Source organism: Streptomyces sp. 378 (genome assembly GCF_030124145.1).
Taxonomy (GTDB): domain Bacteria; phylum Actinomycetota; class Actinomycetes; order Streptomycetales; family Streptomycetaceae; genus Streptomyces.
The window spans coordinates 150,655-169,960 of record NZ_JASKMS010000006.1; the positions used below are offsets into that span (position 1 = coordinate 150,655).

Below are 19,306 nucleotides of genomic sequence, written 5' to 3' on the forward strand. Positions count from 1 at the left end.
GACGGCATGATGAGGCGGACCGTCCGCTTCCTGCCCGGCGGACCGCCGACACGCGCCCCACACGCCCGGGAGTACCACCCTTGCCTGCGTCGCCCGAGGAAACCGAGGAATCCGTACCGGCCGAGGGCTCCGCGGGGGCCGCGAGACCCGTGGATGTCTCCGTCGCCCTGGTGGGCGCCGGACCGCGCGGCACCAGCGTCCTGGAACGCCTGTGCGCCTCCGCCCCGGAACTCCTGGCGCCGGGGGCCCGGCTGACGGTCCATGTGGTCGACCCGGCTCCGCCCGGCCCCGGCCGCGTGTGGCGCACCGACCAGTCGCCCGAGCTGCTGATGAACACCGTGGCCTGCCAGGTGACCCTGTTCACCGACGACAGCGTGGACTGCTCGGGGCCGGTCCGCCCGGGGCCGAGCCTGTACGAGTGGGCGGGCGGCGGCCTGGGCCCGGACGAGTACCCGGCCAGGGCCGACTACGGCCGTTATCTGGAGTGGGTGTTCGCCGAGGTCGTGCGGCAAGCGCCGCCGGGTGTACGGGTCGAGACCCACCGGGCCCGTGCGGTACGGCTCGACGACACCCCCGGCGACCGCCAGAGCCTCACCCTCGACGACGGCCGCGCCCTGACCGGCCTGTCCGCGGTCGTCCTGACCCAGGGACACCTGCCGGCGGCCGCCGGCCCCGAGCTGCGGCGCCTGGCGGCCCACGCCGCACACCACGGTCTGCGCCACGTCCCACCCGCCAACCCGGCCGACGTCGACCTGTCCTCCATACCCCCGGGCGAGCCCGTCCTGCTGCGCGGCCTCGGTCTCAACTTCTTCGACCACACGGCTCTGCTGACGACCGGCCGGGGAGGCCGTTTCCTCCGGGACGCCGAAGGGCTGCGCTACCTCCCCTCCGGCCGTGAGCCGCGGCTCTTCGCCGGTTCGCGGCGCGGCGTCCCCTACCAGGCGCGCGGCGACAACGCGAAGGGGCCGTACGGCCGGCACGTCCCGCTGGCCCTCACCCCGGAGGTGATCGCGGGCTTCCGCAAGCGCGCCGACTCCGGGGAGGCACCCGATTTCCTCACGGAGATATGGCCGTTGGTGGCGAAGGAGGTGGAGGCGGTCTACTACGCCGCGCTGCTGAGGCGGGCCGGGGCACGCGCGGGGCGGGAGCGGGAGTTCACCGACCGCTTCCTCGCCCTCCCGCACGGCGATCCCCTGGAGGCGGCGTCCCTGCTGGACGCGTTCGGGGTGCCGGAGGCCGACCGCTGGTGCTGGGAGCGGATCTCGCGCCCGTACAGCGGCCGGGAGTTCGCCCATGCCGGTGAGTGGCGCGACTGGCTCCTGTCGTATCTGCGCGAGGACGCGGCACAGGCCGCCCTGGGCAATGTGCACGGCCCGTCGAAGGCGGCTCTCGACGTGCTGCGCGACCTGCGCAACGAGCTCCGGCTGATCGTCGACCACGGCGGTCTCGCCGGCGCCTCCCGCCGGGACCACCTGGACCGCTGGTACACACCGCTGAACGCGTTCCTGTCCATCGGCCCGCCGCGGCGCCGCATCGAGGAACTCGCGGCCCTGGTGGAGGCGGGGGTGGTGCGGGTGCTCGGGCCGCGGCTGCGGGTGTCGGACGAGGACGGGGCCTGGGCGGCGCACTCCCCCGACGTACCGGGCTCGGCCGCCCGTGTGTCGACGCTCATAGAGGCCCGACTGCCCGAACCCGACCTGCGGCGCACCGCCGACGACCTGCTGGCCGGCCTGCTGCGGAGCGGGCGGTGCCGCCCGCACACCGTGGACGGTTACGAGACGGGCGGGTTGGATGTCACCCCGCGCCCCTATCGGCTGATGGATCGTCAAGGAATTGCACACAAAAGGCTGTTCGCGTTCGGAGTGCCGACAGAAGGCGTGCACTGGGTCACTGCCGCGGGAGCCCGCCCAGGGGTGGATTCGGTCACTCTTTCGGACGCGGATGCGGTGGCCAGAGCCGTTCTACGTGCGGCTGGACCAGGAACGGGGCCCCAGCGGGAGGCGCAACGGTGGCCAAATGTTGAACTTGAAAGCATCAATTAGGCACACCTAACGTGGGTTACTCCGCGGTATCCGTCCCCGACCGGCCTCTCCATGGCCGGCCAACCGAAGGAGAAACCCCCCTCATGACCGCTCGCCTCAACGGCGCCCAGCCGTATGCGCTCGGCCTGTTCCGGATCGTCGTCGGTCTGCTGTTCGCCTGCCACGGCGCCGTCGCGCTCTTCGGCGTCCTCGGCGGCGTGGACGGCAAGGGCGGCACCGCCGCGACCGGCGCCTGGCCGAACTGGTACGCGGCCGTCATCGAACTCGTCGGGGGCGTCCTGGTCCTGCTGGGCCTCGGCACCCGCATAGCGGCGTTCATCTCCTCCGGCGCGATGGCCTACGCGTACTTCAAGGTCCACCAGCCCGAGGCCCTGTGGCCGATCCAGAACAGCGGCGAGGGCGCGGCCATGTACTGCTGGGCCATGTTCCTGCTGATCTTCACGGGGTCCGGCGCGTTCGGCCTGGACCGGCTGCTGACCAGGCGGACCGCGACGCAGGAACAGCGCTCCGCGGGGCAGACCCCGGTGGCCGCCTGAGCCACCCGGCCGTCCGGACACACCAGCGGCGCCTTCCCCCCGGGGGGAAGGCGCCGCTCCGTCCACACCGGCCGTCGATCCGGGCGACGGTGACGACCGGCGCGCATCCCGTGACAATCGGGGCGATCCGTGACGAGGTGAACAGTACGCACCGAACGTATGAGCCCCCCGTGAACCGCCCGTCACACCCCGGGCGTACGCTCTATGGCTGTCATGGCCACTCCTGCCGCTCCCCCCGCGCCACCGCGGCACGGTCTGGCCCACGGGGGAATCACGGGGAGTTGCGGTGCTGGAGCAAGTGGGGCTGCTGGTCGCCAGCCCATGGATCTACGCGGCGGTGGCCGTGTCCGTCCTGCTCGACGTGTTCCTGCCGGTGCTGCCCAGCGGCGTGCTGGTGATCATGGCGGCCACGGCCGCGGCGGCGGGCACCGCGACCGACGTGCCCGACGTCCTCGCCCTGACCCTCTGCGCGGCCACCGCCTCCGTCCTGGGTGACCTGGTGGCCTACCGGCTCGCCTGGCGCGGCGGCGCCCGGCTGGACCGGGCGATCTCCCGCTCCCGGCGTCTGACCACCGCGCAGGAGCGTCTCGGAGCGGCCCTCGCCCAAGGCGGTGGCGCCCTCGTCGTCCTCGCCCGCTTCGCTCCCGCCGGCCGCTCGGTGGTCTCCCTCGGCGCGGGCGCCGCCCACCGCCGCGCCCGCGACTTCCTGCCCTGGTCGGCCCTGGCCGGTCTCACCTGGGCCGCCTACAGCGTCGCCCTCGGCTACTTCGGCGCCCACTGGCTGGGCGCGAGCTGGGCGGCGACGGCGGTGTCGGTGGGGGCCCTGTTCGGCGCCGGAGCAGGGGCGGCGTATGTGATGCGGCGCGAGCCGCGGACCTCGTAGCCCTCGCTGCGACCGACCACCACGACCACTCAGAGACCTGGAAGCGGCTGAGACATTGACCACCACGGCGTCCCGGGAAACCTCTCGCACCAGACGGATCACGCTCGCCGCGCGACGGCACCCCCGGGCGATGCTGTGGATCACGGCCGGCGTGATCACTCTCGGTTTCCTGATCGCGCTCCAGGTCGTGGCGCACCACCTCGGCATACCGGGGCCGATCACCACGCAGGCCCGCGAGGTGATCCACGCGCCCAAGTCCGGGTTCCTCCTGTACGCCAGCATGGCGCTGATGATGGTGGTGCTCACCTGGCGGCAACGGCTCACGGCCCTCGGCACCGCGATCGGCATCGACCTCGTCTTCCTGCTGGTCCGCTGGGCGACCGGCACCCTTCCCGTCGAAGGCCACCCGTTCGGCAACGGCGCGCTGTGGGTGATCCTGGGCTGTGCGGTCATCGCTCTCACCCGCCGCACCGGCCCCGAACGCGTCCTGATGCTGAAGGGTGTGGGGCTCGGTCTGCTGCTGGTGACCGGCCGCAAGACCGGTGACACCTGGCTGCTGATCACCTCGGAGACCCGCCCGATCACACTCGACCCGTACATCGCCATGGCCGATCACGCGCTGGGCAACCCGTCGTGGCTTGCGGGCCGGCTCCTCGAGGCGAGCGGCCCGATCGGCGAGCACGCCCTCGACTACGTCTACGCCCAGCTCGCGGTGGCCGCGGTCTGTGTGGCGCTGTACCAATTGCGCGACGTGGCGGCCGAACAGCGCTTCCCGCGCCACCACCTGGTGCGCACCTTCCTGCTGATCGGCCTGCTCGGACCGGCCATCTACATGATCTACCCCGTGGTCGGTCCGATCTTCGCCTACGGCCCCGAGGGCGGGCACTGGGCGGCCGCCGACCTGTGGCCGAACACCCTGCCGCCGATCATCGCCCCGTACGAGCTGCCGTTCGACGAGATCACCCCGCGCAACTGCATGCCCAGCCTGCACACGGCATGGGCCACCACGATCTTCATCCACTCCCGCACGGGACCGCGCGCGCTGCGCCTCGCCGGCACGTTCTGGCTGATCGCCACCCTCGCCGCCACCCTGGGCTTCGGCTGGCACTACGGCGTGGACCTCGTCGCCGGCGTGGTGTTCGCGTACACGGTCGAGGCCGCGCTGCGCACGTACGACCTCGGCTGGGACCGCGCGGGTACGTGGCTGATCGCCTACGGGACGATCGTCTTCGCGGCGCTGCTGGCGTCCTACCGCTTCCTGCCGTTGGAGATGGCCGCGTACCCGTGGCTCGCCGGCCCCCTCCTGCTGCTGGCGATGGCCTCGGTGGTCTACGGCTACCGGCGGACCACCGCACTGTGGGAAGCGAAGGCCGCACCCGTGCCGCAAGCGGAACCGCGGCCCGAACTGGCGGTCTGAGACCCCCAGACCACGAGCCGGGTGCTAGCCCGCTTTCCTGGCCGCGGCCCCGCGGACCTCGAGACCGTCCAGCAACTCGGCCGTGGCCCGCGCGACGGCCTCCACGGCGCGGTCGAACACCTCCTGGTTGTGAGCGGCGGGGGCGCGGAAGCCCGAGACCTTCCGCACGTACTGCAGGGCGGCGGCGCGCACGTCCGCCTCGGTGGCCTCTTCGGGCATCGCGGGCGGACGCAGCGTCTTGATACTCCGGCACATGCCCCCAGTCTCACCCCTCCGGCCCTCCTACGACAGCGATACCTGCCAGGATCGCTCCCAGGCGGCCACCGTCCCGGGGCCGACCGACGAGAGGAACTCCTCGTGGCGAACCAACTCACCGTGGCCGTCCTGGGCCCGGGCGGCGTGGGCGGCCTGCTCGCCGCCCTGCTCTCCCGCACCGGACACCGCGTGATCTGCCTGTCCGGCGAGAAGACCGCCGAGGTCCTGCGCGCCGACGGCCTCCAGGTCCGCAGCGCCCGCTTCGGCGGCTTCACCGCCCGCGTCGAGGCCGACACCGAACTGCGGGAACCGGTCGACGCGTGCCTGGTCACCGTCAAGCACACCGCCCTCGACGCCGCACTGGCGCGGGTGCCCGCACCGGTGCTGTCCGACGGCCTTCTCGTGCCGTTCCTGAACGGTGTGGAACACCCGGCGGCCCTGCGCGCCCGCTACCGTCCCGACCGCGTCGCCCCCGCCGTCATCCGCGTCGAGTCGACCCGCGTGGCCCCGGGCGTCGTCGAACACGACAGCCCTTTCGCGGAGATCGACCTGACCGGCACGGACGTGCCCCGGGCCCGCCTCGACGCCCTCGCCGAGGCCCTCGCCGCAGCCGGTCCGGCCACCCGTGTGCTGGAGGACGAGACGGCGGCCCTGTGGGCGAAGATGTCGTTCCTGGCGCCGTTCGCCCTGCTGACCACCCGCTACGGCCTCCCTCTCGGCGAGGTCCGCACCCGCCACCGCGACGAGCTGACGGCCCTGGTGGAGGAGACCGCCGCGATCAGCCGCGCGTGCGGCGGCCCGGCGGACCCGGCCCAGGCCCTCACCCGCTACGACGCCTTCCCGCCGTCGACGAAGTCCTCGATGCAGCGCGACGCCGAGGCCGGCCGGCCCCTCGAACTGGACGCCATCGGCGGCGCGTTGCTCCGCGCGGCCGAGCGGCACGGGATCCCGGCTCCGGTGGTGGCCCGGGTGGTGGGCGAGGTACAACCGTCCTCCTGAACCACGGGAAGGAACTCGCCTGCCAAATTCGAACAGGCGTATCATTGGGTCGTGGCTACGACCTATGACTTTCCGAGTGACCTCCTGGCCGGTCAGGAGGAACTCCATCAGGTCCGGGCCGAGCTCTCGGCCCTGCTGAAGCGGCTTCCCTGGTCGGTGGAGCCGCTGGACGGTTTCAGCGACGACAACGGCTGGCGCAAGGTGGAACGCCCCGCCTCGCCCGGCTGGACCGCCGACGAACAGGCCGAAGTGGAGAAACTCCGGCGGCGGGAGCACGAACTCGCGGTGCTCGTGAGCACCCACCGCTACTGGTCCGAACTCACCGGCCCCGAGCGGGTGGCGGCCCGCTCGGGGCTGAAGCACGCGCACGAGGTCCCGCCGGAGGAGACCGGCGGAACATCCTGACGCCCGAGGGGATCAGCCCTTGCCGCCCAGCATGCCGTTCATCTCACGGATCTCGGCCTGCCGGGCGGTGACGATGTCGTCGGCCATGGCCTGGGCGGGGCCGTAGCGGCCCTTGTGCTGCTCGGTCCGGGCCATCTCCACGGCCCCTCGTGGTGCTCGACCATCAGGGTCAGGAACTGGACGTCGAAGGCCTTGCCCGTCAGCCGCTCCAGCGCGACCCTGTCCTGCTCGCCCATCATGCCGGGCCTACCGGAGTGGCCCGAGCCGGAGCGATCCACGCCGCCACCCGTGGACGCGGGAGCGTCCGCGCCCCAGGTCTTCAGCCAGCCGGTCATGGTCCGGATCTCCGGATCCCGCGCCTTCTCGATCCGCCCGGCGAGATCCTTGACCGCCCCGGAGGTGGCCCGGCCACGGCCCAGCCGCGCCATCTCCAGCGCCTGCCGGTGGTGCGGGATCATGCCCTGCGCGAAGGCGATGTCCTGGGGGTTGTGGGCGCCGGTGGAGGACCGGGTCCCGATGGGACCGCGGCTTCCGGCGTCGCCGTTGCCGACGGCCCGGTCGGCGCCGTCATCGCCACAGGCCGCGAGGACGACCGCCGCGGCCCCCGTCGCCGCCACCAGGGCGGTCCGGCGCGCCAGGGTACGAATGCTGCTGCTCATGCGTGAACTCCTGCCTGCCGAAGAACGGCCTCGCCCCCGGCTACGGCAAGGACGGCGAGCTCCTCGCCGACGCGAACTACCGACCGCCCCCGGCGCTTGGCGCCGGGCATGTCACAAGGAAGGCCCCCAGGAAGTCCTGGGGGCCTCTCGGCTGCTGCTCGGTACCGTGGGCGCGGACGGTTTCGAACCGCCGACATCCTGCTTGTAAGGCAGGCGCTCTACCCCTGAGCTACGCACCCGGCTCCCGGACCACGCGTCCAGGACGAGTCGACAGCCTACATTGCCCGGGGCACGGTCCCGCAAACCCGTATCGCGGGACCCCGAGGTCCCGCACCTGGGGTTAACCCCACCCCCGATCCGGGAGTGGCCCGGATCCCCCGGTGGGCCCCGGATCCATACGGTCGTAGAGCGCACCGCAGCGCCTGCCGTCCGTCCAGGGGGAGACCGTCATGACCGCACTCACCGCCACCGCCCGCGCCACCGCCCTCGCCGGTGCCGTCGTCGTGCTCGTCGCCGGTCTCAGCGCCTGCGGGGCGTCCGCCGGGGACGACACGGACCCCGACCACCGGTCCTTCGGCCTCCAGGGCCGCACCCTCACCGTCGACTCCGACGACTCGGCCCTGGAGATCGTCGCCGACGGCGACAACGCGGCGGGCAGGATCGAGGTCACCCGCTGGTTCAAGGGGTCGGTCGTCGTCGGCGAGGAGCCCGAGGTCACCTGGGACATGCGGGACGACCGCCTGGTGCTGCGGCTGAAGTGCTCCGGCGTCGTCGCCGACTGCTCGGCCAAGCACCGCATCGAGGTGCCCCGCGGCATCACCGTGAAGGTGCGGGACGGCGACGGCAGCGTCCGCGCCCGGGGATTCCGCGACCCCCTGGACATCCGCACCGGCGACGGCTCCGTCCGCGTCACCGACACCACCGGCCCCCTGGAGCTGCGCACCGGTGACGGGTCCATCCGGGCGAACGTCTCCTCCCGCGAGGTCCGCACCCACACCGGCGACGGCTCGGTCCGCCTCGAACTCGGTGTCGTACCGGACCGGGTGGAGTCCCGCAGCGGCGACGGCTCCGTGACCATCGCACTGCCCCGGGCCACGTACCGCGTGACCACCGAGACCGGCGACGGCGGCGTCGATGTGTCCGTGCCCCGCAGCGAGAGCAGCTCCCATGTGGTCTCCGCTCACACCGGTGACGGGAAAGTGACGGTGCGAACGGCGAACTGACCGGCCCGTGTGTTCGTCCTCTACGGGTGGGAGAATGACACCGGGCAGGGTGGACCACAGCACGGGAGAGGGATGTGACGGCGACACCAGCGCAGCCGTACTCGCCGTCGGTGTCGCGCGCGCATCGTCCGCGCCGCCGCGACCGCCGCACTCCCGGCCCGCTCCGCGACACGCTCGCTCTGACGATGCTGCCGCTGCTGGCCGCGCTGGCCCTGCCCGCCGCCTTCGCGGGCGGGGGCACCCGGCGCTGGTTCGGCGGCCGGGCCGAGAACCAGCGGGCCGAGGCCCAGGCCGCGAAGGACGCCGCCGCGGCGGCCTTCTACGAGCTGGACACCGCCCAGCGCGACCTGCGCATCTCGATCGAGACGATCACCGCCGTCGACGACTCCCCCGCCGCCCGACGCGTCGTCGCCGACTTCGACGCCCTCGGCCGGCGCATCGACGAGGCCAGCCACCGGTACATCAACGCCGTCGACGCCCACGATCTCGACCGCGACGACCTGGAGGCCTCCGCCGCCTCCCGCGCCCGCGGCGAGCTGACCGCCGCCAAGGAGGAACTCGGCCGGGTCAAGCAGGAGCTCGACCGCTTCACCGACGGCCTCGGCCCCCTCCTCGGCAAGGCCGAGACGCAATTGGCCCGTCTCGCCCCCGCGGTCGAACGCGCCCGGCAGGCCCTGCTCGCCGCCTCCAACGCCCTCGACGCCGTCCGGGCCTCGGGCCTGAAGGCGGACGACCTCGCCGCCCGGCTCGCCGCCCTCTCCCCGGAGCTCACCAAGCTGAACCAGGGCGCCGGGCAGCACGGTGTGCCGCAGACCCTGGAGCGGGCCGAGCGGGTCACCCGCGAGGCCGAGGCGGTCCGTGTGGAGGCCGAGCGGCTGCCGGACCGTGCCGCAGAGATCGACCGCCGGCTGGTCTCCCTGCGCACCCGCGCCCAGGCCCTCACCACCCGCTCCGAGCAGGTCGAACCGACTCTGAGCGAACTCCGCCGCCGCTTCACCGCGGCCTGCTGGCAGGACCTGCAGCACGTCCCCGACTCCGCCGCGGAGAACGTCCGCCGGGCCGAGACCAGACTGGCCGAGGCGCACACCGCCCGCGGCGAGCAGCGCTGGGCCGACGCCACCGCCCTGCTGTCGACCGTACGGGCCCTGCTGAACAGCACCGACGAGGCCGTCTCGGCCGCCGGCGACCGGCTGCACCGGCTGAACGCCGTGCAGAAGGACGCCCAGCAGGAGATCGAGCGCACCCGCTTCGCCATCCGCGACGCCCAGCGGCTCGCCATGGCCGGCCGCAACACCCCCGACCCGCGCCACGCCCGCCCCCTGGACGACGCCGTGTCCCGCCTGGACCGCGCCATCGCCCTCCTGGAGGAGCGTCACCCCGACTACTGGCACTTCCTCACGGAGACGGAGGCGGTCCGCCGGACGGTGGCCCGCGTGGTCTCCGGGATCCGCGAGGAACGAGGGGCCGGGCACTGAGCCCGGCCCCGGTCCGGTCTCAGGTGCGGTAGGCGTAGTAGTACGCGTTCGGGTACGACGCGACGAGGCTCGCCACCGACCTGCGGAAGGTGTTGTTGGAGTGGTAGGTCACGTACGGCACACCACCGCTCTTGTACGTGACGATCATCGTGTGGTCCTTGGACCCGTCCCGGTCGAAGTCCAGCTGGAGGACGTCACCGACCTCGAGCTGGAAGACGTTGGCGAGGGGCTTGGTCCGCTTGGAGTTCTGGGCGAACCAGGACCATTCGTTGACGCCGATGAACGAGTGCGACTGGATGTCGGCGTTGCCGAACCACCTGGTGTAGTCGTACACGTAGCCGGGGACGTGCTTCCAGCCGCCCGCCTTCAGGGACTGGCTGACGAAGTTGGTGCAGTCGCCGCCCGCGCCGCGGCCGCCGAAGTCCGGGTAGTCCTTGTTGTAGGCGTTCCAGTGCTTCTCGGCGTAGGCCGCCATGGCCTTGTAGTCGTACGTCGTGCCGGTCTTCGGAGCGGCGGCCGGGTTGCGGGTGGTCGCCGCGCGCGGGGCGTTCGGCATGGTGTCGGCGGCGGTGGTCGCCTTGACGGGGGCGGGCTGGGAGAGCGTGTTCACCGCGAGACCGCCCTGGTCGGCGTCGCGGATGCCCGTCAGCTGCCAGTCGCCGTGCCGGTCGGCCTTGAAGGTCAGCTCGTGCCGGGCCTGGAATCCGGTGGTCTTCGGCGCGTCGTCACGGGCCCGGGCGTAGGTCAGGGTCGTGGTCTCGGTGACCTCCGCCTTGGCCGTGCGGCCCGTCACCCGCGTGGCGTTCAGGGTGACGGTGGTGCTGGCGCCGCGGTACCTCTCGCCGGCCTTCGCCAGCTTCTGCTTGCGCTGCCCCAGCGCGGACCGGGTGGCGTCCTCGGTGCGGGCCGTGCCCGAGGACAGCTCGACGTCGTCGGAGAAGCCGTCGGTCAGCGGCTTGTCCGCGTCGGCCTGCCCGCCGTCGACCAGCGCGTTGGTGCGGTCGGTGAAGACCGCGTCCGCCAGCCGCTGGAAGGTGGCCCTGGTCCGCGCGTCCACCGTCGGGTCGTCGCTGACCGCCGCGCCCGCGCTCCAGTTGGGCAGCAGGGCGGCTCCGGCGACGACCGAGGTCGCCGCGGCCCCGAGTATCGTGACGCGACGGCGCGTTCCGCTCAATTTCCTTGATTTCACTCGTGTTTCCCCTCTTGCCCCGGCCGAAGGGTTACCGGGGTAGGAGATTTTTGCATGAAGTGTGCGGCCTCTGTGAAGGGCGTTGCGCCTGTTACTTTCGGACCTGATCACTTCACTACCGTCGACCAGTCGGGCGACTGTGCCGGGTCCAGGCCGCGCAGTCGTTGCAGGGTCCCGGGCTCCTGCACGTCGAGCCAGTCGGCCAGTTCCCTGAAGGACACGCATTTGACGTCCTTCTTGGTGCACATGTTCTTGATGACCCGGTCGACGGCCCGCATGTAGATGCCGCCGTTCCAGTCCTCGAAGTGGTTGCCGATGAACAGCGGGGCCCGGCTGCCGTAGTACACGCGGTTGAAGCCGGACATGTAGGAGGCGACGGTCTGCTCCTCCCACTCGGGGTACTTCGCCGGGTCGCCTTCGGTCTCACCCTCGGACTGGTTGTAGAGAAAGTTGAAGTCCATCGACAGGCCCTGGTACTTGCCACCCTCGTAAGGGAGCATCTGCAGCGGGAAGTCCCATATGCCGTTCTTCTTGCGGGGCCATATCTGGAAGTCGCCCGCGGAGCTGGCGTCGTAGCGCCACTTGTAGCTCTTGGCGGCCTTCAGCAGGTTCTCCTGGCCCTCCAGACAGGGCGCCCGGCCGCCGGTGACCTCCTTCCTGAGGTCGAACGGCAGCGGGTCGATGTCCGTGAAGCCGGTGTTGGTCTTCCACTTCTCGACGAAGTCGTAGAACTGGTCGATCTCGCTCTTCCACTCCGCGACACTCCAGTCGCCGCCGCCCTTCTTGCCGCAGAAGTGGCCGTTGAAGTGGGTGCCGATCTCGTTCCCGTCCTGCCACGCCTTGCCGAGCTGCTCCAGCGTGGTGCGGATGTGCTCGTCGGTGGCGAAGCTGATCGCCGCCGAGCCCTTGGAGTGCTGGGGCGGGGCGTAGAGGTCCTTCTTGCTCTTGGGCAGGAGGTAGATGCCCGTGAGGAAGAAGGTCATGTGGACGTCGTACTCCTTCGCCAGCTCCCGGTAGTGCGAGAAGAGTCCGTCGTCGCCCTGCAGCGCACCGTCCCAGGAGAAGACGACGAACTGGGGCGGCTTCTCACCCGGTTTGAGCGGCACCGGCTTCAACTGACCCTTCGGGGGGCCGGTGTAGGAGGTGGAGCCGTCCCCCAGGACCTTCGTCCGGCCGTCCCACTCGGGTTCCCGGTCCGCCTTCGCCGAGGGCTCCGCGCCGGCCCCGGAGGAGGCGGTCGGGGCGGTGGTGTCCGAGGGGGCCAGGGCCAGATAGGCCGCGACCAGCGACGCGACGACGAGGATGGCCGCCAGGGTCAGCACCCTCGGGGACGCGGTGCGGCGGGGTGCGCGGGGTCGGCGGCGGCGGCCGGACGGCGGATTCATGCGCGACTCATTCTCCGAGGGGGTGGGGGGTACGGGTCGGTGCCGGGGCGGGGGTCATCCGATGCCGCGGGCACCGGACCAGATGCGGTACGGGACGCTGTCGTCGAGGGAGCCCGCGATCCCCTTCAACGGCAGGGGTTCGAGGCTCTTGGCGAGGTCGATGCGGTAGGCCACCACGGCCGTCGACACGGAGTCGGCCGTGCCGACGTACCAGGCGGCCGTGTCGTTCTGCGTGGTGCCGGCCTTCCCGGCCACCGCGGTGGTCGTGGCCACCCCCGGACGGGCGGTGCGGAAGGCGTCCGTGAGGGCGGACTGGACCGCCGCGGCCACGTGCGCCTTCACCGCACGGCGGGAGGCGGGTTTCGTCAGCATGACCTCGGTGCCGTTGCGGGTGATCCGGGCCACCGAGTACGGCTCGACGTGCGTGCCGGCGGCGGCGAACGTGGCGTATCCGCTGGCCATGCGGATGGCGCTGGGCGTGGCACTGCCCAGCGACATCGCGGGCACCTGCGGTCCGAAGCTGGAGGAGAGCAGGCCTGCCCGCTGGGCGGTCTCCCGCACCTTGTCCAGGCCGGTGTCCATGCCGAGCTGCATGAACGGCGTGTTCACCGACAGGGCGAGCGCCCGGCTCAGGCTGATGTGGCCGTAGGACTTCTTGCCGTCGTTGTGGGAGGTGACCTGCTTGCCGCCACGGTCCCAGTAGGGGCCCTCGGGGGTCCTGACGGCGATGCCGTCGTCCCCGTCGTACAGCGTCTGCGGGGTGACCTCGGTCGCGGGGCCCTCCCGGGTCTTGTGCACGCCGTGCTCCAAGGCGGCGGCGTAGACGAACGGCAGGAAGGCCGAACCGGCGGGCACGGTGGTCGCGTTGGACTCGTTGTAGCCCTGGGTACGGTGGTCGGGGCCGCCGTGCATGGCGAGGATCCGGCCGTCGGTGGCCACCGAGGCGGCGCCGAAGTGCAGGGACTTCGCCTTGGCCGGGTCCTCTTTCCGCGCCTGCTTGCGGGCCTTGGACACGGCGTCGGTGAGCGCGCTCTCCTGCTTGCGGTCGAAGGTCGTGTAGATCTGGTAGCCGCCGAAGTCGAATTCCTTGTCCGAGATGTGCGCCGCCTTCTTGGCGTACTGGGCGGCCAGTTCCAGGAGATAGTCGCTCTGCTTGCCGGTGTCGAACCCGGGCGCCCGCTCCAGCGGCTCGGGGAACGCCTTGTACCGGGCCCGCTCGGCCTTCGACAGGGTGCCGATGTCGACCATGCGGTCGAGGATCCAGGTCCAGCGCTCCACCGCCCGGGCGCGGTTGGCCTGGCTCAGGGCCGGGTCATAGAGTCCCGCGCCCTTGAGGAGGGAGGAGAGGAAGGCGGCCTCGCTGACGTTGAGTTCGCCGACGTCCTTGCCGTAGTAGGCCTGGGCGGCGCGCTGGATGCCGTAGGTGCCGCGGCCGAACCAGCTCGTGTTGAGGTAGCCCTCGAGTATGTCGTCCTTGCTCATCCTGTTGTCGAGCTTGAGGGCGATCATGGCCTCGGTGAACTTGCGGCGTACGGACCGGTCCTGGCTGAGGTAGACGTTCTTGACGTACTGCTGGGTGATGGTGGAGCCGCCCTGGGTGTCTCCCCGGCCGACCGTGCGCCACAGGGCGCGGGTGAGGCCGGTGACGGATATGCCGGGGTCGCTGTAGAAGCTCGCGTTCTCCGCCGCCAGCACCGCGTCGCGGACGTCCTCGGGTATGTCCTTCAGCGGCATCGCCTGCCGCCGCACCCAGCCGGTGCGGGCCATGGGCGTCCCGTCGGACCAGAAGTAGACGTTGTCCTGCTGTGTGGCATACGAGTTGAGGTTCTCGGGGATGTCGGTGGCGGCGTAGGCGGAGCCCAGGAGGACGAACGTCAGGCCGGTGAGCGTCAGCGCGGCACCGAGCCACTGCCGCAGTGAGGGCGCCCAGCGGCGCCAGCCGGTGCGGTCGGCGTGCGGGTAACGGGGCCGCAGTCGGCGGGCGCCGGCGGCGAGGCGGGTGGCCGGCCGCGCCAACGCCGGGGGTGCGGGGGGAAGACGGGACAGGAGGGAGGGCCGGGGGGCTCTGCGCCGACGGCGCGACCGGCCGGGACCACTCCCGTCGGGAGTCGCACCGGACGATGTGTTCGCCTGGTCGGTCGCGGCCACCTCGACGACGCGCAACAGCATGGTCTCGTCCGCGTTCATGGAACCCGGGACCTTCAACTGCATGGTCTCGTCCGGTTCCTGCCCAGCCTTGGACACGACTGCGTCTCCCTCCCCCTCAGGTGGTGCTCCGCGCGGAAGGACTCGGCTGCCTGGGTCAACGACAGCGAGTCCTCACCATCCCCCGCTTGTACGGCTCCTCGCGGCATTCGAAAAGCTATCAGCGGCTTTTACAGTTCCTCCACACCGGTACGGCAGGAGTGATCTCAAAGAGCGTGACTTCCGTCGGTGCGGATTACTCTGTCCCCATGCCTCGCTACGAGTACCGCTGCCGGACCTGCGGCGACACCTTCGAACTCAGCCGTCCCATGGCGGAGTCCTCCGACCCCGCGGCCTGCCCCTCCGGTCACGACGACACGGTGAAGCTCCTCTCCACGGTCGCGGTCGGCGGCTCGGCCTCCGCCCCGGCACCCGGCTCGGGTGGCGGTGGCGGCTGCTGCGGTGGCGGCTGCTGCGGCTGACGCCCCTCCTCGGTTTCCTCAGGAGTTCTTCAGCTTCGGTTTCCTAGCGTGGTGGCATGACAGCCATCGCAGCGGACGCCGGACCGCAATGGGTCAACGACCTGATGGACGCGCTGGGCGCGCCGGGTGCCGGTCTCGCCATCGCCCTGGAGAACCTGTTCCCGCCGCTGCCCAGCGAGGTGATCCTGCCCCTCGCCGGGTTCGCCGCGAGCAGCGGCCGCATGAGCCTGCTCGCGGTCCTGCTGTGGACGACGGCGGGCTCGGTGATCGGCGCGCTCGCCCTGTACGGGGTCGGTGCGCTGCTCGGCCGTGACCGGACGGTGGCGATCGCGTCCCGGCTGCCGCTGGTGAAGGTCTCGGACATCGAGAAGACCGAAGCGTGGTTCCTGAAGCACGGCACCAAGGCCGTGTTCTTCGGCCGGATGATCCCGATCTTCCGCAGCCTGATCTCCGTGCCGGCGGGCGTGGAGCGCATGCGTCTGCCGGTGTTCCTGGGGCTGACCACCCTGGGCAGCGCGATCTGGAACACGGTGTTCGTGCTCGCGGGCTACTTCCTCGGCGCCAACTGGCACCAGGTGTCGGGCATCGTCTCGGCCTACTCCAAGGTGGTCCTGGCCGTGGCGGCGCTGGCGGTGGTGGTCTTCGCCGGAGCCCGGCTCCTGCAACGCCCCAAGACCAAGCGCCCCGAAGGGGCACGGGCAACCGCGCGATCGGCCACGACGAGGCCGCACCCGTACGACGACCAGGACACCCGGGTGCTCAGGCTCCCCGCACTGCCCCCAGAAGCTCCCGCAGGATCCGCTCCCCGGCCAGAACGCCCCGCTCGGGAAGCGCCCTGAGCGCGGGAGCCGTCCAGCCGGTGTCGGCCAGCTCACCGTGGCCGGGGCGCCAGCCCCGGTCGGCCGCGAGGAGCAGGTCGGCGTCGAGCAGGGAGTCGCCGGCGGCGAGGGTGAGCTCGGCGCCGGTCCGGCGAGCGACCTCGCGCATCGCCGCGCTCTTGGTGAGCGGCTTGGGGACGGCGTAGATCTTGCGGCCCTGGAGGGACACCGTCCAGCCGCGGTTCTCCGCCCACACCCCCAGTTCCTTCACCCAGTCCTCGTCGAGCAGCTCCCGCTCGACGACGAGGTAGGCGAACAGGTCGTCGGCGACGCGGTGCTTGCGCACCCACACCGGGTCGGCGGCGCGCAGCAGGTGTTCCTGCACCTCCGCCAGGGGCGCGCACTGGTCGGCCAGCCGGGCGGTGACCCGGGCGTGCCAGTCGGGGTCGGAGACGCCGTCCACCAGGAGGTGGCCGCCGTTGGCGCAGATGGCGTACGTGGGCTGGGGACCCGGCAGGTTGATGCGCTGGTACTGCTTGCGCGTCCGGGTCGTCGTCGGCACGAACACGGCCGCGTCGCCCAGGTCGGTGAGGAGCTGGGCCGCCGTCTCCGTCATGTACGACAACGGCTTGCTCTCGTGCACCTCCACACAGAGCAACCGGGGTGCCCGCGCGTCCGGCATGGTCAGCGCGAGAGCGGCGGACGAGTAGATCAGGGTGCGGTCGAGGTCGCTCGCGACGAGTGCGGGCATCAGAGGGTCACCGCCTTGCCGTCGGCGCCGGTCGCGCCCCGGGTGTACTTGGGGTGGATGAGGCCGACGCAGGTGTAGGGCAGTGCGTCGATCTCCTCGACGGGCACGCCGCGCTGCTCGGCCAGCAGGCGCACATGGTCGAGGTCGCTGCCCGCACCGGCACGCGCCAGGACCTTCCAGGGCACGCGGCGCAGCATGACCCGGGTGGTCTCGCCGACGCCGGGCTTGACGAGGTTCACGTCGTGGATGCCGTACTCCTCGCTGATGCGCTCCACCGCGGCCCAGCCCTCCCAGGTGGGCGAGCGGTCGGTCGCGAGCAGGTCCTTGGCCTGGGCGCAGGCCGCGTCCGTGACCTCGGGGAAGCGGGCGGACACGGCGTCCAGGAAGGTCACCGAGACGTCGGTGCCGGCGAGTTCGCGGTAGAACTTCGCGCCGTGGAAGTCGTGCGGGCCCACCAGGTCCGCGCGCAGCACGGTCCGCGAGATCAGGCCGGAGACGGTGGAGTTAAGGCAGGCCGAGGGGATGAGGAAGTCCTCTCGGGTGCCGTAGGTGCGTACGCAGGAGCCCGGGTCGGCCAGGACGGCGATCTCGGGGCTGAAGCCGCCGATGCCGTCGGTCTTCTCGAACTCCTCCAGTGCCTGGGCGAGTTCGCGGGTGATGGCGCCCTTTCCGGTCCAGCCGTCGACGAAGACGACGTCCCGCGGGTCGTGGTGCCCGGCGAGCCAGCGCAGCGCGTTGGCGTCGATGCCGCGGCCGCGGACGATCGACACGGCGTAGTGCGGCAGGTCGAGGCCGTGCCGGTGCTGCGCCCAGCGGCGCATGAGGACGCCGACGGGGGTGCCCGCGCGGGCCAGGGAGACCAGGACCGGACGCGGGGACCGCTCGGCGAGGACCGTCTCCGTGACCACGCCGACCGCCTGGGCGATACGGGCCGCCGAGGTGTCCAGGGCGGCGTGGAACAGCTCCTGGTACTGCTCGCTCGGCTGGTACTCCACGGGCAGTGACTCCGCGTAGTGGGCACCGCCGCTCTGGATCGCCTCCTCGCGCTCCTCGGTCGGCGCCTCCAGCGTCACGTCCGAGAGGTCCTGGAGCAGCCAGCCGACCTCCTCGGGGGCGTACGAGGAGAAGGCGGGGCCGCGGAGGGGCTCGGGCAGCATGGAGGGCCTTTCGGGGGCGTGCGGGGCCTCGGGGGCGTACGACGGTACGACGGCGAGGAGGACCTGCGGGGTGTGCGCGGCGAGCCGGGCCAGCAGGCCGTCCGGCGCGTGCAGCCGGGGGGTGTCGGCGGCCGAGTCGACGACGGCGACGACGGCGTCGAAGCCGGCGCCGGCGATGTTGTACGCGTATCGCTCGCCGGAGCCGTCGGCGGGGTTGTCGTGGGCGGGGAAGACCAGGCGGGTGCGTATCGCGTAGCCGGGGTCGTCGACCGCGAGGACGGGCGAGCGGGTGGTGGTGGAGTAGCGGACCTCGACGTCGGTGGTCCGCTCCAGCTCGCGGGCGAGCCGGAGGGGGGCGTACATCAGCTCTTCGAAGCCGAGGACGTGCACGCGGCGTGCGTCGGCGGGCAGCGCGTCCGCCAGGCGGCGGGCCATCGCGGGGAGGGCGTCCTCAAGGCGCTCGCGATGCGCGGGGGTGAACCCGTGCCGGCCGCCGTCCGGCAGGTCGGCGGGCCAGCGCAGGTCCACGCGGGTGACGTGGGGGTCGGTACCGTCGCCGTCCGGGTGCGGGCCGGTGAGGGCTGATCGCGCGGTTCCCCGCGCCCCTCGAGGGCGTTGCCCGGGGTGCGCCGGGGACTGCCCGACCGGCCACGACGGTGCCGCACCCGCCGACGAGTCCCGCGCCGCGCTCTCCGGCTCGTACCGGGCCACCAGCTCCTGCCCCTTCTCCAGCACCCCCTCGGGCAGCCGTACGGTCCCCGAAGCCGCCGTGACCAGGTCGACGCGGGCACCGATCTCGCGGGCGAACTCCTCCAGCCGGCCGGCATCGGCCGCGGACCGCATGTCCACCAGCGCCACCACGACGTACCGCCGCCGCGGATACCGCTCGTGCAGATCCCGGACGGTGTTCAGCACCGTGTTGCCGGTGGAGAACTCGTCGTCGACCAGGACCAGCGGCCCGTCGCCGGTGAGCAGCGTGGGGTCCTCGGGCAGCAGCAGGTGCGAGGTCGCGTGGGAGTGGGACTCCTCGAAGCCGCCGGCCGGGGTGAGACCGTCGACCGGGCGGCGGGTGGAGTGCAGGTAGGGGGCGGGGCCCAGCCCGTCGGCCACGGAGTGGCCGAGGCCGGTCGCGGTCTCCGCGTAGCCGAGGACGACGGCCCTGCGGGCCTCGTCGGCGCCCAGCAGGTCACGTACCCGGCGGCCGAGCTCGAACCCGTGGTCGTACACGACGGACGGCGACTGCGGCACGTGTTTGCCCAGCACGTTCGACACCAGCAGGTGGGCCCGCTTGGGGTTGCGGCGCAGCGCCAGCCCCAGCAGGCCGGTCAGCCGGTCGTCGCCGACGAGCTCGACGCCGAGCCTCTCGGCGACCCAGCTGCCGGACCAGACGCGGTCGGCCTCGTCGCGCACCTCATGGTGCTCCCCCTGGTTCACTGCCTTCTCCGC

Annotated in this window: 16 protein-coding genes, 1 tRNA gene and 1 pseudogene; 10 read left to right on the forward strand and 8 right to left on the reverse strand. The window is 72.1% G+C overall.

The window, feature by feature from the left end:
• The first annotated feature begins 149 nt into the window (after positions 1–149).
• From QNO09_RS11125 to QNO09_RS11140, 4 genes are all read left to right on the forward strand, one after another.
• Complete coding sequence (locus QNO09_RS11125; protein WP_283970103.1) at positions 150–2,042, forward strand: FAD/NAD(P)-binding protein; 1,893 nt, start codon at positions 150–152, stop codon at positions 2,040–2,042.
• Between the two features lie 83 nt (positions 2,043–2,125).
• The gene (locus QNO09_RS11130) at positions 2,126–2,578 is read left to right on the forward strand and encodes a DoxX family protein (protein WP_283969957.1); all 453 of its coding nucleotides are present in this window, start codon (positions 2,126–2,128) and stop codon (positions 2,576–2,578) included.
• Between the two features lie 286 nt (positions 2,579–2,864).
• Entirely contained in the window at positions 2,865–3,461 is a 597-nt protein-coding gene (locus QNO09_RS11135; protein ID WP_283969958.1) for a DedA family protein, read from the forward strand.
• Between the two features lie 130 nt (positions 3,462–3,591).
• Positions 3,592–4,878 (forward strand): phosphatase PAP2 family protein, encoded by a 1,287-nt coding sequence (locus QNO09_RS11140; RefSeq protein ID WP_283969959.1) that lies wholly within the window; start codon positions 3,592–3,594, stop codon positions 4,876–4,878.
• Between the two features lie 24 nt (positions 4,879–4,902).
• Here QNO09_RS11140 and QNO09_RS11145 read toward each other — a convergent pair whose 3' ends face one another.
• Complete coding sequence (locus tag QNO09_RS11145; RefSeq protein WP_283969960.1) at positions 4,903–5,133, reverse strand: DUF2277 domain-containing protein; 231 nt, start codon at positions 5,131–5,133, stop codon at positions 4,903–4,905.
• A 102-nt stretch (positions 5,134–5,235) separates the two neighbouring features.
• Here QNO09_RS11145 and QNO09_RS11150 point away from each other — a divergent pair, with 102 nt between their 5' ends.
• Both QNO09_RS11150 and QNO09_RS11155 read left to right on the forward strand, forming a co-directional pair.
• Entirely contained in the window at positions 5,236–6,132 is an 897-nt protein-coding gene (locus QNO09_RS11150; protein ID WP_283969961.1) for a ketopantoate reductase family protein, read from the forward strand.
• A gap of 51 nt (positions 6,133–6,183) precedes the next feature.
• On the forward strand, positions 6,184–6,537 hold the full coding sequence (locus tag QNO09_RS11155; RefSeq protein WP_283969962.1) for a DUF8825 domain-containing protein: 354 nt from the start codon (positions 6,184–6,186) through the stop codon (positions 6,535–6,537).
• Between the two features lie 12 nt (positions 6,538–6,549).
• On the opposite strand, the pseudogene QNO09_RS11160 reads toward QNO09_RS11155, so the two are convergent.
• Both QNO09_RS11160 and QNO09_RS11165 read right to left on the reverse strand, forming a co-directional pair.
• Positions 6,550–7,196 (reverse strand): annotated as a pseudogene (locus tag QNO09_RS11160) (DUF305 domain-containing protein).
• A gap of 167 nt (positions 7,197–7,363) precedes the next feature.
• Positions 7,364–7,435: transfer RNA gene (locus tag QNO09_RS11165), tRNA-Val, on the reverse strand.
• 210 nt (positions 7,436–7,645) lie between these two features.
• On the opposite strand from QNO09_RS11165, the gene QNO09_RS11170 reads away from it, so the two are divergent.
• Both QNO09_RS11170 and QNO09_RS11175 read left to right on the forward strand, forming a co-directional pair.
• Positions 7,646–8,419 carry a DUF4097 family beta strand repeat-containing protein gene (locus QNO09_RS11170; RefSeq protein WP_283969963.1) on the forward strand — a complete coding sequence of 258 codons (774 nt, stop codon included), beginning with the start codon at positions 7,646–7,648 and terminating at the stop codon, positions 8,417–8,419.
• Between the two features lie 74 nt (positions 8,420–8,493).
• The gene (locus QNO09_RS11175; protein WP_283969964.1) at positions 8,494–9,894 is read left to right on the forward strand and encodes a coiled-coil domain-containing protein; all 1,401 of its coding nucleotides are present in this window, start codon (positions 8,494–8,496) and stop codon (positions 9,892–9,894) included.
• 19 nt (positions 9,895–9,913) lie between these two features.
• On the opposite strand, the gene QNO09_RS11180 is transcribed toward QNO09_RS11175, so the two are convergent.
• The 3 genes from QNO09_RS11180 to QNO09_RS11190 form a co-directional block, all read right to left on the reverse strand.
• Positions 9,914–11,068, reverse strand: coding sequence for an amidase domain-containing protein (locus tag QNO09_RS11180; protein ID WP_283969965.1), 1,155 nt, complete (start codon positions 11,066–11,068; stop codon positions 9,914–9,916).
• Between the two features lie 122 nt (positions 11,069–11,190).
• Positions 11,191–12,468 carry a polysaccharide deacetylase family protein gene (locus QNO09_RS11185; RefSeq protein ID WP_283969966.1) on the reverse strand — a complete coding sequence of 426 codons (1,278 nt, stop codon included), beginning with the start codon at positions 12,466–12,468 and terminating at the stop codon, positions 11,191–11,193.
• Between the two features lie 54 nt (positions 12,469–12,522).
• Positions 12,523–14,679 carry a transglycosylase domain-containing protein gene (locus tag QNO09_RS11190; protein WP_283970104.1) on the reverse strand — a complete coding sequence of 719 codons (2,157 nt, stop codon included), beginning with the start codon at positions 14,677–14,679 and terminating at the stop codon, positions 12,523–12,525.
• Between the two features lie 242 nt (positions 14,680–14,921).
• Between QNO09_RS11190 and QNO09_RS11195 the strand changes: the two genes are divergently transcribed.
• The gene (locus QNO09_RS11195) at positions 14,922–15,134 is read left to right on the forward strand and encodes an FmdB family zinc ribbon protein (protein WP_283969967.1); all 213 of its coding nucleotides are present in this window, start codon (positions 14,922–14,924) and stop codon (positions 15,132–15,134) included.
• A 56-nt stretch (positions 15,135–15,190) separates the two neighbouring features.
• Positions 15,191–15,973: a DedA family protein gene (locus QNO09_RS11200; RefSeq protein WP_283969968.1), complete on the forward strand. Its 783-nt coding sequence runs from the start codon at positions 15,191–15,193 to the stop codon at positions 15,971–15,973.
• Here the strand turns inward: QNO09_RS11200 and QNO09_RS11205 are convergent.
• Both QNO09_RS11205 and QNO09_RS11210 read right to left on the reverse strand, forming a co-directional pair.
• Positions 15,894–16,703 carry an HAD family hydrolase gene (locus QNO09_RS11205; protein ID WP_283969969.1) on the reverse strand — a complete coding sequence of 270 codons (810 nt, stop codon included), beginning with the start codon at positions 16,701–16,703 and terminating at the stop codon, positions 15,894–15,896. The genes QNO09_RS11200 and QNO09_RS11205 overlap by 80 nt on opposite strands.
• On the reverse strand, positions 16,703–19,294 hold the full coding sequence (locus QNO09_RS11210) for a phosphoribosyltransferase (protein ID WP_283969970.1): 2,592 nt from the start codon (positions 19,292–19,294) through the stop codon (positions 16,703–16,705). The genes QNO09_RS11205 and QNO09_RS11210 overlap by 1 nt, the downstream gene beginning before the upstream one ends.
• Positions 19,295–19,306 lie beyond the last annotated feature (12 nt).